Source organism: Cupriavidus basilensis (genome assembly GCF_008801925.2).
Classification (GTDB): Bacteria; Pseudomonadota; Gammaproteobacteria; order Burkholderiales; family Burkholderiaceae; genus Cupriavidus; species Cupriavidus basilensis.
In genome coordinates, this window is the sequence record NZ_CP062804.1 from 963,978 (window position 1) to 978,861 (window position 14,884).

14 protein-coding genes are annotated in these 14,884 nt (G+C 67.4%); 8 read left to right on the top strand and 6 right to left on the bottom strand.

What is annotated here, in order from left to right; all coding sequences use genetic code 11:
* Nucleotides 1-10: 10 nt before the first annotated feature.
* From F7R26_RS25210 to F7R26_RS25220, 3 genes are all read right to left on the bottom strand, one after another.
* On the bottom strand, nucleotides 11-988 hold the full coding sequence (locus tag F7R26_RS25210) for an alpha-ketoacid dehydrogenase subunit beta (RefSeq protein WP_150988960.1): 978 nt from the start codon (nucleotides 986-988) through the stop codon (nucleotides 11-13).
* Nucleotides 981-2,096 carry a pyruvate dehydrogenase (acetyl-transferring) E1 component subunit alpha gene (gene pdhA, locus F7R26_RS25215; RefSeq protein ID WP_150988962.1) on the bottom strand — a complete coding sequence of 372 codons (1,116 nt, stop codon included), beginning with the start codon at nucleotides 2,094-2,096 and terminating at the stop codon, nucleotides 981-983. The genes F7R26_RS25210 and pdhA overlap by 8 nt, the downstream gene beginning before the upstream one ends.
* A 128-nt stretch (nucleotides 2,097-2,224) precedes the next feature.
* Nucleotides 2,225-2,545, bottom strand: coding sequence for a hypothetical protein (locus tag F7R26_RS25220; RefSeq protein ID WP_150988965.1), 321 nt, complete (start codon nucleotides 2,543-2,545; stop codon nucleotides 2,225-2,227).
* 311 nt (nucleotides 2,546-2,856) lie between these two features.
* On the opposite strand from F7R26_RS25220, the gene F7R26_RS25225 reads away from it, so the two are divergent.
* A complete protein-coding gene (locus F7R26_RS25225) occupies nucleotides 2,857-4,455 on the top strand; it encodes a sensor domain-containing phosphodiesterase (protein ID WP_170301943.1) in 1,599 nt (532 codons plus the stop codon).
* 49 nt (nucleotides 4,456-4,504) lie between these two features.
* Here F7R26_RS25225 and F7R26_RS25230 read toward each other — a convergent pair whose 3' ends face one another.
* Entirely contained in the window at nucleotides 4,505-5,014 is a 510-nt protein-coding gene (locus tag F7R26_RS25230) for an Lrp/AsnC family transcriptional regulator (RefSeq protein ID WP_150988970.1), read from the bottom strand.
* A gap of 249 nt (nucleotides 5,015-5,263) precedes the next feature.
* On the opposite strand from F7R26_RS25230, the gene F7R26_RS25235 reads away from it, so the two are divergent.
* Nucleotides 5,264-6,280, top strand: a complete 1,017-nt coding sequence (locus F7R26_RS25235) for a 1-aminocyclopropane-1-carboxylate deaminase (RefSeq protein ID WP_150988973.1) — start codon at nucleotides 5,264-5,266, stop codon at nucleotides 6,278-6,280.
* Nucleotides 6,281-6,381: 101 nt separating this feature from the next.
* On the opposite strand, the gene F7R26_RS25240 is transcribed toward F7R26_RS25235, so the two are convergent.
* Nucleotides 6,382-7,284: a LysR family transcriptional regulator gene (locus tag F7R26_RS25240; protein ID WP_150988976.1), complete on the bottom strand. Its 903-nt coding sequence runs from the start codon at nucleotides 7,282-7,284 to the stop codon at nucleotides 6,382-6,384.
* 135 nt (nucleotides 7,285-7,419) lie between these two features.
* Here F7R26_RS25240 and mdlC point away from each other — a divergent pair, with 135 nt between their 5' ends.
* The 6 genes from mdlC (at nucleotide 7,420) to F7R26_RS25270 (ending at nucleotide 14,351) form a co-directional block, all read left to right on the top strand.
* The gene (mdlC, locus tag F7R26_RS25245; RefSeq protein ID WP_150988979.1) at nucleotides 7,420-9,051 is read left to right on the top strand and encodes a benzoylformate decarboxylase; all 1,632 of its coding nucleotides are present in this window, start codon (nucleotides 7,420-7,422) and stop codon (nucleotides 9,049-9,051) included.
* A 219-nt stretch (nucleotides 9,052-9,270) separates the two neighbouring features.
* Nucleotides 9,271-10,722, top strand: a complete 1,452-nt coding sequence (locus F7R26_RS25250; protein WP_150988982.1) for an aldehyde dehydrogenase — start codon at nucleotides 9,271-9,273, stop codon at nucleotides 10,720-10,722.
* A gap of 71 nt (nucleotides 10,723-10,793) precedes the next feature.
* Nucleotides 10,794-11,747: a ketopantoate reductase family protein gene (locus F7R26_RS25255; RefSeq protein ID WP_150988985.1), complete on the top strand. Its 954-nt coding sequence runs from the start codon at nucleotides 10,794-10,796 to the stop codon at nucleotides 11,745-11,747.
* A 100-nt stretch (nucleotides 11,748-11,847) separates the two neighbouring features.
* Nucleotides 11,848-11,991 carry a hypothetical protein gene (locus tag F7R26_RS25260; RefSeq protein ID WP_170301944.1) on the top strand — a complete coding sequence of 48 codons (144 nt, stop codon included), beginning with the start codon at nucleotides 11,848-11,850 and terminating at the stop codon, nucleotides 11,989-11,991.
* Nucleotides 11,988-13,370 carry an MFS transporter gene (locus F7R26_RS25265; protein ID WP_150988988.1) on the top strand — a complete coding sequence of 461 codons (1,383 nt, stop codon included), beginning with the start codon at nucleotides 11,988-11,990 and terminating at the stop codon, nucleotides 13,368-13,370. Before F7R26_RS25260 ends, F7R26_RS25265 begins: the two co-directional genes overlap by 4 nt.
* 120 nt (nucleotides 13,371-13,490) lie before the next feature.
* The gene (locus tag F7R26_RS25270; RefSeq protein WP_241754719.1) at nucleotides 13,491-14,351 is read left to right on the top strand and encodes an alpha/beta fold hydrolase; all 861 of its coding nucleotides are present in this window, start codon (nucleotides 13,491-13,493) and stop codon (nucleotides 14,349-14,351) included.
* Here the strand turns inward: F7R26_RS25270 and F7R26_RS25275 are convergent.
* Complete coding sequence (locus tag F7R26_RS25275; RefSeq protein ID WP_150989055.1) at nucleotides 14,317-14,883, bottom strand: DUF934 domain-containing protein; 567 nt, start codon at nucleotides 14,881-14,883, stop codon at nucleotides 14,317-14,319. The two genes, F7R26_RS25270 and F7R26_RS25275, sit on opposite strands and share 35 nt — an antisense overlap.
* Between the last annotated feature and the right edge of the window lies 1 nt (nucleotide 14,884).

Below are 14,884 nucleotides of genomic sequence, written 5' to 3' on the forward strand. Positions count from 1 at the left end.
GGGAAAAACGTCAGGCGGCCATGGCCTTGCGGGCCGCGTCGGCAATCCGCGCCACGCTGGGCAGGTACGTGTACTCGAGCCTGGCCATCGGCACCACGGTGTCGTAGCCGGTGACGCGCTGCACCGGCGCCGCCAGCGAGTACAGCCCCGCATCGGCGAGGTTCGCCGCGATCTCGGCACCGAAGCCGGCGCAGCGGGGCGCCTCGTGGACGATGACGCAGCGGCCCGTCCTGGTGACCGATTCCAGTATGGTGTCCATGTCGAGCGGCTTGAGCGTGGCGACGTCGATGACGGCGGCGGCGATGCCTTCGTCCAGCAGCAGGTCAGCCGCGGCGAGCGTTTCTTGCAGCATCGCCCCCCAGCTCACCAGCGTGATGTCGTCGCCGTCGCGCAGTGTGAAGCAGGTATCGAGCGGCAGCGCCTCGCCACTGTCCGGTACTTCCTCGCGGAACAGGCGGTAGAGCCGGGTGGGTTCGAGGAACACCACCGGGTCGGGGTCGCGCACGGCCGCCAGCAGCAGGCCATAGGCACGCGCCGGGGTGGACGGTATCACCACCCGGATGCCGGGGATATGGGCAAACATCGCCTCGGGGCTTTCGGAGTGATGCTCCGGCGCATGGATGCCGGCGCCATAAGGCGAGCGCAACACCATCGGGCAGCTCAGCCTGCCGCGCGTGCGGTGGCGCAGGCGGCCGGCATGATTGATGATGTGGTCGATGGCCGGGTAGATAAAACCGGTGAACTGGATTTCCGCAACTGGCGCCAGCCCCATGGCCGCCATGCCGATCGCGGCCCCGGCGATACCGGACTCGGCCAGCGGCGTATCGATCACGCGCTCCGCGCCAAAACGGGCTTGCAGCCCCGCCGTGGCGCGAAACACACCGCCATTCACGCCAATGTCCTCACCGAGCAGCACCACGCGCGGGTCGTGTTCCAGCGCATGAGCCAGCGCCTGGTTGACGGCTTCGACCAGATTGATTTCAGCCATGATCCTGCTCGCTCTTGTCTTCGTTGTCCTTGCCCCGGGCACCCGGAGCAAAGCGATGCGCGGTCGCCACTTGCCCCGCCAGCGCCTTGGGCAGGCTGGCATACAGGTAATCGAACATCGCTGCCGTTTCCGGCAGGGGCGTTGCCAGGTAGGCCTGCACCGCGGCCGCCACTTGCGCCGCGCAATCCTTGGCAAGCGCGTCTTCGCGTGCCGCATCCCATGCGCCAAGCCGCAGCAGATAGTTGCGCAGCCTGGCCACCGGCTCCAGCAGCCAGTGCTGCCTGACCTGTTCGCTGTCGCGGTAGCGCGAGGCATCGTCCGCCGTGGTGTGGTCGCCAAGCCGGTAGGTGATCGCCTCGATCAGCGTGGCGCCGCCACCGCTGCGCGCCCGCTCCAGCGCGTCGAGCGTGAGCTGGCGCACCGCCACGACATCGTTGCCATCCACCTGCAGCCCAGGGATACCGGCCGCGATGGCCTTTTGCGCGAGCGTCTGCGCGGCGGTCTGCTGGCTGCGCGGCATGGAGATCGCCCACTGGTTGTTGTTGACGACCAGCACGAGCGGCGCATGCCAGGCGCCCGCCATATTCATGCCTTCGTAGAAATCGCCCTTTGACGTGCCGCCGTCCCCGAGCAGGCAAACCGCGGCGCGCGGCTCGCGGCGCAGCTTCATCGCGTAGGCGATGCCGGCAGCGTGGCAGACCTGGTTGCCGATAGGCACGCAGTTCGCAAAATCATGCGGCGCCGCCGCGAACGCATTGCCGCGCTCGTCGCCACCCCAATACAGCAGGCTCTCGGTCATGGAGACGCCGCGCTGGAACTGCGCGGCGTGATCGCGGTAGGACGGCACGAGCACGTCCTGCGCGCGCATGGCGCTGGCAACGCCAACGCCGACAGCCTCCTGGCCAAGCGCCGAGGCGAACGTGCCGATCTGTCCGGTGCGCTGCAGCGCAATGGCCTTGAGGTCGAACTGGCGGGTGAGCACCATGGCCCGGTAGAGCGGGAAAAGGGCCTCTGGATCGAGCGCAAATGCAGGCAGCGCTTGGGTCGGCTCACCTTGTGGATCGAGAAACTGCGTGTACTCGATGTCGAATGTCGCGACGGTCGCCATGCTATGCCCTTTATTCTTGTGTTCCAGTCGTTGCACTGGGGGCTGTCTTCTCGTCTTTTTTCTCTTCTTCTTTTCTTTTGTGCGCGCCCCGGATCATGGAGCCGCAACGCGCACGCTGCACCTGCCTGTCAATGCTTGGGGCCCTTCATCGCCTCGGCTTCCCTGGCCGCCATCCGCTCCTCGCCGGCCTCGATCGGATCCATGGCCTCGTCCACCGAAGCCGCCGCGCGCTCGGCGTCCGCGTTGGCTTCTTCGGCAGGGGATTCGAAGTCTTCGTCCTCGATGCTTGGCGGCCTCAGCATATCCTCGAGCATGGCGGCTAGCTCAGGTGTATCCCATGGCGCACTGCGCTGCTTTTTCCGCTTGATGTAGTGCCTGACTTCCGCATCCTGTTCCGGGGTCAGGGGAAGACCACGAAAGGTGCTTTGAGGGCCATTGGCGTCCATCATGGCGCTCCGGAGGGTTGTCTCGTTTTCAGTGTAGCCCTAACCCCATTGCAATGGTTGGGGCGATCGCGGGAATTGACGGGACCACGCGGAGACACGCTTCAGGCTTGCCGCAGCAGCCAAAACCTCAACTTGCCGTCAGGCTGGTCGATATCCAATGGGGGGAGTGGCGAAAAGGTCGCTACGCCTGACAAGCGCCCGCTCAGGGAACAAACCTGACGGAACACTGCCCGGCACAGGTGTTGGCCGGGCCATGATCCATGGGCGCGCCGTTCGATAGGACAAGATCCGGATTTCCGGCGGTATCTGAGAGGATGAAAGTGGGAGACACGGACGACACCTGCGCAAGACTGGCAGCCGCGCTCGATGGCGGCTTGCTCCGGCCGGCATTCCAGCCATTGATCTGCTTCGAAACCGGCGCCATCGTCGGCTTCGAGGTGCTCGCCCGCTGGACGGACCCTGCAACGGGCCCGGTTTCCCCCGTTACCTTTATATCGATCGCGGAGTCGTGCGGGCTTATCGATCGCCTGACTTCCCATATCGTGCGCACGGCGTGCGCGCAGGCCGTGGGCTGGGGCCAGGGCTTTGTGCTGGCGTTTAACGTGTCTCCGGTGCAATTGCGCGACAAGGCGGTCGTCGCGCTGATCGCGGACGCCGTCACGCAGACGGGATTCCCGCTGGAGCGCATACAGATCGAAATCACCGAGGGCGCCATGGAGACGGATGTGGAGCTCGCGCGTGCCATCATCGACGATCTGAAGGCGCTCGGCATCGGTATCGCGCTGGACGACTTTGGCACCGGCTATGCCAGCCTGACACGCCTGCATGCCCTGCCATTCGACGAGATCAAGATCGATGCCAGCTTTGTGCGCGGCATGCTCGACGACCAGGAGTGTCGCCGGATCGTGACGGCGATCGTGGGGCTGGGCCACAGCATCGGCATGCGTGTCGTCGCGGAAGGCGTGGAGCGCGAAGAGCATGCCACGATACTGCGCAAGCTGGGATGCGACATCGGCCAGGGATGGCTGTGGGCACGGGCGCTGCAACCGGAGTGGATTCCCGCGCTGATCCAGCGGCTTGGCTTGCGCGCGCCGGAGCCGCGGCCGTTGGACCGTTCGCCGTATCAGCGCCTGCATCAGCTGGAGGCGCTTTATGTCGGCGCGCCAGTCGGCCTGTGCTTCCTGGACACGCGCTTGCGGCATGTGCATGTCAACGGGCGCTATGCGGAAATGTTCGGCACCCAGGCGGACGCCCTTGTCGGCGCCCAGCTCTGCGCGGCCTGCATGTCCGAAGCCGGCAGATCGGTCTGCTCGCTGGCGCATGCCGTGCTTGCCATGGAGACGCACTCTCCGATGGAGCGCGAGATTGCCGCGAACGGCGAGGTCTACCTGGTGGTCGGCCAGCGCGTCAACGATGACATCGGGGACGTGATTGGCGTCTCCCTCGTTGCCATTGGCATCTCGGCGCGCAAACGGGCCGAGCTGGCCTTGCGGGAAAGCGAGGAGCATTTCCGCTGCTCGGTCGAGCTGAGCCCCCATATTGCGTGGGCGGCGGACCCTGATGGCACGCTGTGCTATATCAGCCCGAACTTCCGCGACAGCGCAGGGTGCGCCATGCAGGACCGCATCGACGCCTGGCGTGCCACGGTCCATCCTGATGACCAGTTGCGCATCCGGGCAGAGTGGCTTGCCTGGATCCCGAGCGGCCAGCCATTCGCGACCCGGTTCCGCATCCAGTGGCCGGACGGCAGCTGGCGCCACATGCTGAGCCGTGCCCAGCCGCATATCGGTGCGAATGGCGCGATCGATCGCTGGTATGGCGTCGTCAGCGATATCAGCGCGCAAGCCGGCATGAAGCTGCGGATCGCGGATCTTGAGGACCAGGTTCGTGCCCTGATGGCGCCCGTGGCATAGCAATCACTCGGGCCGGCTGCCATGGCGGCTGGATAGCATCGCAGCAGCTTCAGATCGGAAACTGCGTCGTCGACAGCACCTGCTTGAGCACCATGAACGAGCGTATCTGGCGGACCCCCGGCAGATACAGCAGTTGCTCCGCATGGAGGCGATTGAAGCTCTCGCTGTCCTTGGTGCGCAGCATCATGAAGTAGTCGAACTCGCCCGTCACCACGTGGCACTCCATGCAGCCGGAGACCTGCTGGGCGGCCTTCTCGAACTCGGAGAAGGATTCCGGCGTGGACCGGTCCAGCACCACGCCGATCATCACCAGCATCCCCGCGTCCAGCGCGGCCGGGTTCAGCAGCGCCACGATCCCGCGAATCAGCCCGAGTTCCTTGAGCCGCTCCACGCGCCGCAGGCAGGCTGGCGGGCTCAGGCTGACTTTGGCTGCCAGCGCCACATTCGAGATGGACGCGTCGCGCTGGAGCGTGCGCAGGATGGCTTTATCGGTGCGATCCAATGCCTCGGAATGCGGCACGGGGTGCTCGGTTTTGGTGCGCAATTTTGTTTCGTCCATGATGCTTTATAAAAAACAAAACAGTAAAAACAGGTGCCATGAATTTTTTATAGTGCATAAATGGATTGATATTTGCAACCATGTTTCGCGCCTTTTTTTCTAGGATTGAGTCCGTCGCAGCATCAACGAAAGGTGGCGCCGAAAGGTGGCGCCGAAAGGTGGCTCCACATGCCAGTGTTCTTCGCCAGCCTTGATGCCTGGATCCCCGCTCTTAACCCGAGTCATCCAAGAAACCCAGGAGTTGCCAGCATGAATCTCAAACGCTTTCCCCGCCACCAGCTGACGTTCGGCCCCACGCCCATCCAGCCGCTCAAGCGCCTGAGCGCGCATCTCGGCGGCAAGGTCGACCTCTATGCCAAGCGTGAGGACTGCAACAGCGGCCTGGCGTTTGGCGGCAACAAGACGCGCAAGCTCGAATACATCATTCCGGACGCGCTCGCCCAGGGGTGTGACACGCTCGTCTCCATCGGCGGCATCCAGTCCAACCAGACGCGCCAGGTGGCTGCCGTGGCGGCGCATCTCGGCCTGAAGTGCGTGCTGGTGCAGGAGGACTGGGTGAACTACTCCGATGCCGTCTATGACCGCGTTGGCAATATCCAGATGTCCCGCATCATGGGCGCGGACGTGCGCCTGGTCAGCGATGGCTTCGATATCGGGATCCGCAAGAGCTGGGAAGAGGCCATGGAGAGCGTGCGCCAGGCGGGCGGCAAGCCCTACCCGATCCCCGCAGGGTGTTCCGAGCATCCGCTGGGCGGCCTGGGCTTTGTCGGTTTTGCGGAAGAAGTGCGCGCACAGGAAGCCGAGCTCGGTTTCAGGTTCGACTATGTCGTGGTCTGCTCGGTGACCGGCAGCACGCAGGCTGGCATGGTGGTCGGCTTTGCCGCCGATGGCCGGGCCAACCGTGTGATCGGCATTGACGCATCGGCCAAGCCGGCGCAGACCCGGGCGCAGATCCTGCGCATTGCCCGCAACACCGCGCATCTGGTCGACCTCGGCCGCGATATCACCGACGACGACGTGGTGCTCGACACGCGCTACGGCGGGCCGGAGTATGGCTTGCCATCCGATGAGACGCTCGAAGCCATCCGGATGAGTGCCAAGCTCGAAGGCATGATGACCGATCCGGTCTACGAAGGGAAATCGATGCAGGGCATGATCGACATGGTTCGCCGCGGCGAATTTCCGGAAGGCGCCAAGGTGCTCTACGCCCACCTGGGCGGTGCCCCGGCGCTGAGCGCTTATAGCTTCCTGTTCCGCAACGGCTGAGCCCGCGCGCCTGGCTGCCCCCTGATGCCGGTGGTGCAACGCCGGCATCGGGGCTCGCTCGTCCGGCAAAGCCTCCCGTCATCAAGCTCCATCAAGCCACATCAAGCCGCGGTCAACTGGCGCAGTGCTTCCAGCAGCTTGACCGCGGGGCCGGGCAGGATGCCCTGGCGCCGCCGGAAGGCCGTCAGCGTACGCGTGCCGACCCCGCCGGGAATGTCCAGAATGTCGATCACGCCGGCCTTGCGCTCGGCCTCCACCATCGGCTCGGCCATCCAGCTCAGAAAGCCGGATTGCGCGACCAGGCTCTTCAGCGCGGTCACCGAACGTGTCTCCACCACGATGTTCGGCAGGCCCAGCCCCTGCGCCGCAAACACCTGCCGCATGTGCTCGAACGGCCCGGTGCCCCGGGGCGGGATGGCCCATTGCTGCTCAAGGGTATCGGCCAGGGTCAGTGCCGGCTTGCGCCGCAGCGGGTGGCCCGGCGCTGCCACCACGTAGCTGCGGTCCTCCCACCGGCAGTCGGCAATGGCCTCGATCTCGTCGGTGTCCGGCGCGCAGATGCTGAGCGCCAGGTCGATCTCATGCCGGATCAGGCTTTGCGCCAGCCGGTCCCACACGCCCTCCGTAATCTCCACGCGCAGGTTCGGCCACGCCTTGGTGACCCGGCCAACCGCCAGCGGCAGCACCAGGCTGGCGATGCTGCCCACCGCGCCCACCTTGATGGTGCCCTTGGCCAGGCCGCGCATGGCATCGATCTCCTCACGCGCGTGCTCGGCCTCGCGCTGCAGCAGCGTGGCATGGGGGAGCAGGGCGCTGCCCACCGCGGTGAGCTGCATGCCCTTGGTGTGCCGCTCGAACAGCGGTGCGCCAAGCTCGTCCTCCAGCCGCTTGATGGTGCGGCTTAGTGCGGGCTGGGTCACGTGCAGCGCGTCGGCGGCCCGGCCCAGGCTGCCGCTGGCGACGATGGTGGTGAAGGCCTTGAGCTGGCGCAGATCAAAAGTCATGCACAAAAGTAATGCCTTTTGGCCAAAAAGGCAATATTCAATTAAGGGTCGGGCTCGCATACATTGGGCACCAGGCACGCACTGGCCTTGATTGGGCCAGGCGTTCCAGCGAATGCATCGACGGGAGAGATTGGCATGACCGGTAGCACGACAACCGTGGCGGGCGCCGCGCGTAACGCAACCAGCGCAACCAGCGCAACCAGCACCGTGCGCGACGCCGTGATCGACCTGCTGCGCCAGCTTGGCATCACTTCGGTGTTTGCCAATCCTGGCTCGACCGAGTTGCCGATGTTCCGGGATTTCCCCGCCGACTTCCGCTACGTGCTCGGGCTGCAGGAGGCGGTGGTGGTGGGCATGGCCGATGGTTTTGCGCAGGCCAGCCGCAATGCGTCGCTGGTCAACCTGCATTCGGCGGCTGGCGTGGGCAACGCCATGGGCAATATCTTCACCGCGTTCAAGAACCGCACGCCGATGATCGTCACGGCGGGCCAGCAGGCGCGCTCGATCCTGCCGTTCGATCCCTTCCTGTCGTCTGCCCAGGCCACCGAGCTGGCCAAGCCCTACGTCAAGTGGAGCATCGAGCCGGCGCGCGCCGCGGATGTGCCGCTGGCCATCGCACGCGCCTATTACGTGGCGATGCAGGAGCCGCGTGGCCCCGTGCTGGTCTCGATCCCGGTGGACGACTGGGACCAGCCGGCGGAGCGCGTGGCCGCGCGCACGGTGAGCCATACGGTGCGGCCGGACCCGGAGGCGATTGCGCGCGTTGGCGTGGCGCTGGATGCCTGTGAGCGGCCTGCCTTTGTCGTCGGCGGGCAGGTCGACCGCGCCGGCGCATGGGACGACGTGGTACGCCTGGCCGAGACGCACAATGCGCGCGTCTATGTGGCACCGATGTCCGGTCGCTGCGCGTTCCCGGAAGACCATCGCCTGTTCGCCGGTTTCCTGCCCGCCATGCGCGAGAAGATCGTCGGCCTGCTGGGCGGGCACGACCTGATCCTGGTGCTGGGCGCGCCGGCCTTTACCTATCATGTGGAAGGCGCTGGCCCGCACGTGCCGCAGGGTGCCACGCTGTATCAGCTGATCGACGATCCCGCCATCGCCGCCTGGACGCCGGTGGGCGCATCGGTGGTGGGCAATATCCGGCTCGGCGTGCTTGACCTGCTGGCGCGGCCCGCGCCCAGGGCGCGCCCGCTGCCTGCTCCGCGCCAGCCGCGTGCGCGTGCCGAACCGACGCGGCTGATGTCCACCGCCTATGTGCTCCAGACCCTGGCCGAGGTGCGCAACGCCGCCGACATCGTGGTGGAAGAAGCGCCCAGCGCGCGTCCCGTCATGCAGGGCTACCTGCCGTTCACGCAAAGCGGCACCTTCTACACCATGGATAGCGGTGGCCTGGGCTACGGCATGCCCGCCGCCGTTGGCGTGGCGCTGGCGCGGCCGGGGGCGCGCGTCATCGCGCTGATCGGCGACGGCTCCAGCATGTACGCGATCCAGGCCATCTGGAGCGCGGTCCAGCTCAAGCTGCCGATCACCTTCGTGATCCTCAACAACGCGCGCTACGCCGCGCTGCAGGACTTCGCGCCAGAGTTTGGCTTTGCCCCGGCCGATCCGGTGCAGGGCACGGACCTGCCGGGGATCGATTTCGTGGCGCTGGCCAAGGGGATGGGTTGCGAAGGCGTGCGGGTGCGCGACGCTGAGCGATTGCGCGATGCCCTGGCCGACGCGTTGCGCTCGCCAACGGCGATGCTGGTGGAGGTTGAGGTGGCATGAGTACTGAGGCAAAGGCCGAAGCCAACAGGATGCGCCAGCGCCGTCTGCAATGACGACGGCCGTTACTGCCTCTCCCCTCATGGGGAGAGGGCTGGGGAGAGGGGCGGTTTGGCTAGGAGCCACTCGAAGCGAAGCCAATGGCTTCTTCCGCGTACAGAAATCCCTCCCGCAAGCGCAGAGCGAAGCAAACCGCAGGCAAGCAAAACCAAGGAGACAAGAATGCAGAAGATTTCGTTGCTGATCGACGGCCAACAACGCCAGGCCGGCAATGGCGCCACCTTCGAGCGCCGCAATCCCCTGGACGGCGAGATAGCCACGATTGCCCCGGCCGCGACGGTCGCCGATGCGCTGTCGGCGGTGGACGCCGCTGCCGCAGCCTTCGACGCCTGGGCCGCCATCGGCCCGAGCGAGCGCCGCGCGTTGCTGACCAAGGCCGCGCATGCGCTGGAAGCCCGCAGCGAAGCCTTTGCTGCCGCGATGGCCGCCGAGACCGGCGCCTCCGCCATGTGGGCCGGCTTCAACGTGCACCTGGCCGCGGCCGGCCTGCTTGAAGCGGCCAGCCTGACCACGCAGATCCATGGCGAGGTCATTCCGTCGGACGTGCCGGGCAGCCTGGCCATGGGCGTGCGCCAGCCGGCCGGTGTGGTCCTCGGCATGGCGCCCTGGAACGCTCCGGTCATCCTGGCCGTGCGCGCCGTCGCCTTGCCGCTGGCCTGCGGCAATACCGTGGTGCTGAAGGGGTCGGAGATCTGTCCGGCCACGCACGGCTTGATCATCGAAGCCATGCAGGAGGCCGGCCTGCCCAGGGGCGTGGTGAACTTCGTCACCAATGCGCCGGCCGATGCGGGCGAACTGGTGGAAGCCATGATCGCCCATCCGGCGGTACGGCGCGTGAACTTCACCGGGTCCACGCGCGTGGGCAAGGTCATCGCCGCCAGTTGCGCCAGGCACTTGAAGCCGGTGGTGCTAGAGCTCGGCGGCAAGGCCCCGTTGCTGGTGCTGGACGATGCCGATATCGATGCCGCCGTCGCCGGCGCCGCCTTTGGCGCATTTGCCAATTCCGGCCAGATCTGCATGTCGACCGAGCGCATCATCGTCGACAACAAGATCGCGGACGCCTTTGTCGCGCAACTGGCGGCCAAGGCCCGCGCGCTGCCGCTGGGCGACCCGCGCAAAGGGCCGGTGGTGCTGGGCTCCGTGGTGGACATGAGCACGGTTGCGCGCTGCAACGCCTTGATCGACGATGCCTTGGCCAAGGGCGCGACGCTGTTGTGCGGCGGCAAGGCGGACAGCACCCTGATGCCGGCCACGCTGCTCGATCACGTCACGCCGCGGATGCGGATCTATGCGGAGGAGTCGTTCGGCCCGGTCAAGCCCATCGTGCGCGTCAGCGGCGAGGCCGAGGCCATCGCCTGCGCCAACGACAACGAGTACGGGCTGTCGTCGGCCGTATTCAGCCGCGACGTGGCGCGGGCCATGAACGTGGCCAGGCGCATTCAATCCGGCATCTGCCATATCAATGGCCCGACGGTGCACGACGAGGCGCAGATGCCCTTCGGCGGTGTGAAGAGCAGCGGCTTTGGCCATTTTGGCGGGCAGGCCGGCATTGCCGAGTTCACGGACCTGCGCTGGGTCACCGTGCAGACGACGCCGCGCCACTACCCGTTCTAGGCCGCAGGCGGCCGGGTTGCCGCCACGCCCAGACAACGCCATCCAACCAGCGCCGGATCGCGGCGACGCCTATGAACACAATCGCAATTCTCGGGGCCGGGGCCATGGGCTCACTGTTTGGCGCACGCCTTGCCCAAGCGGGCCATGTCGTCACCCTGATCGATATCAACGACGCGCATCTCGACGCGATCCGCCGCTTCGGCCTGCGCCTGCAGACCGATGAGGCGGACCGGCGGGTCCACGGCATGCGGGCGGTGCGCCCGGAACAGGCGGATGCCATCCCCGATCTGCTGATCGTCTTCACCAAGTCCATGCACACGCGCGCCGCGATGACGGGCGTGCGCCACCTGCTGGGGCCGGACACGATTGTGCTGACATTGCAGAACGGCCTGGGCAGCGTCGAGGCGATCTCCGGATTCGTGCCGGCGCAGCGGCTCCTGATCGGGGTCACCACATGGCCGGCCGACCTGGCTGGCCCCGGGCAAGTGCATTCGCACGGCGAGGGCGGGATCCGGATGATGAGCGCCGATGGCGTGGACCGGCCCGCCGTGGCAGAGACGGTAGCGGCGCTGGAGCGCGCCGGGCTGCACTGCCGCGCCGATGCGGATGTGTGGGCAGCGATCTGGGAGAAGGTGGCATTCAACGCCGCGCTGAATCCCCTGTGCGCGGTCACTGGCAGCACCGTGGACCAGCTGGGCAATATCCCGGATGGCACGGCGCTCGCCTTGTCCGTGGTGGCAGAGGTGCTGGCCGTGGCCAGGAGCCAGGGCGTGGCTGTCGATGCGGACAAGGTCGGCGCCAACGTGCTGCACGCGATTGGTCACCACATCGGCCACAAGCCTTCCATGCTGCAGGACATCCTTGCCGCCCGGCGCACCGAGATCGATGCGATCAACGGCGCCGTGGTGGCCGCGGCGCGGCGCCACGGGGTGCCGGTGCCGTGCACCGAGAGCCTGCTGCAACTCGTCCGGCTGATCGAAGCCCGCGCGGCAAACGGCGGGCAGGGCGCCAGCCCGCTGCGCTAGCACTGAGCCACGGCGCGCCGTGGCCTAAAGACGCAACACGCAAGACGCAAGACAAAAAAGCGCTGGCCCCGGCCAAAGCGCCCATCGACAGGAGACACGCATGAATACGCAAATGAACACGCATCTGTTCCGCGCCATTGCCGCGGGCCGCATTTCCATCGCGCGGCGCAAGCGCCGTCTGGCCACGATCCCGGCCGGCGCGGCGCAAGCGCCCGGCGCGCATCGCCATGGAGCGCAAGCATGAGCGCGAACCTGCGGCAAGCCGGCACGCCCGTCGACGTGGGCAGCGTGCTTGATGACGGCCCCTACACAACCATGCAGAAGATCGTCGTGATGCTGGCGGCGCTGTCCATCGTGATGGACGGCTTCGATGGCCAGTTGATCGGCTTCGCGATCCCCGTGCTGATCAAGGAGTGGGGCATCACCCGCAGCGCCTTCGCGCCCGCGGTGGCGGCCGGGCTGGTGGGCATGGGCATTGGCAGCGCGTGCGCGGGCCTGCTGGCGGACCGCTTCGGGCGCCGGTGGGCCGTGATCGGCAGCGTCTTCCTGTTCGGCGCGGCCACCTGCGCCATCGGCTTCGCCCCGGACACGACGATGATCGCCGTGCTGCGCCTGATCGCCGGGCTTGGCATCGGCGGCGCTTTGCCAAGCTCCACCACCATGACGGCCGAGTTCACCCCGGCACGCAGCCGCACGCTGGCGGTGACGGCCACCATCGTCTGCGTGCCGCTGGGCGGCATGCTGGCCGGCCTGTTTGCCAGCGTGGTCCTGCCGGCCTACGGCTGGCGCGGCTTGTTCTTTATCGGCGGCGCCCTGCCGCTGGGCCTGGGCGTGCTGCTGATGCTGGTCCTGCCCGAGTCGCCGCGCTTCCTGGTGCGCCGAGCGCACCGGTGGGACGAACTGCGCCGGCTGCTCGGCCGCATGTCCAGGCCGCTGCCGGCGGACGCCGTCTTCACCGACCTGGCCGAGCGCGGCGCGGAAAGCCGCAAGGGCTTCGGCGCGCTGTTCGCGCCCGGGCAGGCGCGCGACACGCTGGCGATCTGGTGCGCCTTCTTCATGTGCCTGCTGGCCGTCTACAGCGCCTTTAGCTGGCTGCCGACCATGCTGGCATCGGAGGGGCTGAACGTGGCGGTCGCGGGTTCCGGCCTGACCGCCTACAACCTCGGCGGCGTCATCGGCGCGCTGTGCTGCGCGGTGGCCATCGCGCGCTTCGGCTCGCGCTGGCCGCTGGCGATCTGTTGCGCCGGCGGGGCGGCCAGCGCGCTGTTGCTGCAAGGCGTGGATGTTCGCCACAGTACGGGGTTGCTGATCGTTGGCCTGGGCGTGCACGGCATGTTCGTCAACGCGGTGCAGTCGACCATGTACGCGCTGTGTGCCTTCGTGTACCCCACGGCAGTGCGGGCCACCGGCACGGCCTCGGCGCTGGCCTTTGGCCGCCTCGGGGCCATCCTCAGCGCTTTCGCGGGCGCGGCGGTGATCACCGCGGGCGGCGCGTCGTCCTACCTCGGCATGCTCGGCGCGGCGATGGCCGCCGTGCTGGTGGCGCTGCTTGCGGTCAAGGGGCATATCCCGAAGCTGGCGCGTGCGCCGGCCAGCGGTGACGCGGTCCTGGCACGCAGCTGAGGCCAGGGACGGCACATCCGCAATTCGCTATGATCCGGGGTCGGAACCGTCTTTCGCGCGTCCGGCATCCCCAGGTGCGCCGAGGCAGATCGCCGCGCCCGGCGGCCAGACGGCGCGCCCATGCCAATGACCCGGATCAACCTCAAAACGCCTGTCGCTTCAGCCCAACCCGAAGCGCAGGCGGCCGCCCTGTTGCAACAATCCGAACGGATCGTCACCGATGCCGATGGCTGCCGCATCGTCTGGCGCCGCTTTGGCGAGGGGCAACCCGTGGTGCTGCTGCATGGCGGGCATGGAAGCTGGTTGCACTGGGTGCGCAATATCGAGGCGCTGGCCGCGCACCGCACGGTGTGGGCACCGGACATGCCGGGGTTTGGCGAGTCGGACGATATCGCCAGCGATCTTGCGGTGATGACCGGCGCGCTTGTCAGGGGCATCAGGCAGTTGCCCGGCTGCGGCAAGGCGCTCAGTCTGGCCGGCTTCTCCTTCGGCGGGCTGGTGGCGGCCAACGTGGCCGCATCGCTTGGCACCGTGCGCCGGCTGGCACTGATGGGCTCAGGCGGCCATGGTGGCATCCGCCGCCAGCAGCGCGCGCTGGTGGACTGGCGCAAGGCCGGGGATGCCGAGGCCCTGGCGCTGTCCATGCGCTACAACCTGGAGGCGTTCATGCTGGCCGACCCGGCCAAGATCGATGCCATGGCCATGTACGCGCACACCGAGTCGTGCCGCCTCACGCGCTTTCGCAGCAAGACCATCTCCCGCTCCGGCGACCTGCGCGGCGCGCTGGACCGCTTCGGCGGCGAGGTGCTGCTGGCCTGGGGCGAGCACGACGTCACGGCGGATCCTGTCCCGGCCATCGCGGCAATGACCCGGGACAACCCGCGCCGCGAAGGCCGCGTCGTTGCCGGCGCGGGCCACTGGGTCCAGTACGAGGCCCACGGGCCAGTCAACGCACTGCTGGACGGCTGGTTGCCGAAGTAGCCGGCGCGGCCGCCGCCGGGTACGTTTTCTGGTAATGCACCGTGAACGTCCCTAGCGCCGCCAGCGCGGCCTGCGGGTCGTGGCTCGGCTTGACGGCGAAGGCATCAAAGCCGCAGCGCGCCATGTAGTGCACGGTATCGATCATCACGTCGCCCACCGCGCGCAGCTCGCCGCCCCAGCCATATTGCGTGCGCAGCAGCTGCGCCAGCGAATAGCCGCGCCCGTCCGTATAGACCGGGAAGTCGATCGCCAGGTGCGCGATGCCGGTGGCGTCGATGGTGGCGGCGCCCGCCTCAAGCAGGTCTTCTGGGTCCGCATCCGGGCCCAGGTACACGGCCACCGGGTGGCGGCGCAGGCGCAGCGCATCGCGTGCTGCCCGCCATGTGGCAAGGGTGACCAGCCAGCCGTTTTCGTCCGGCGGCAGCGCGTGCGTTGCCGATGCTGATGCCGGCGCGTTCTCGTCCGGCACGAAGGCGCGCCAGATGTCCGCTTCCAGCTGGCCGTTGCGAATCACATTGTTCAGCGGTGGCATG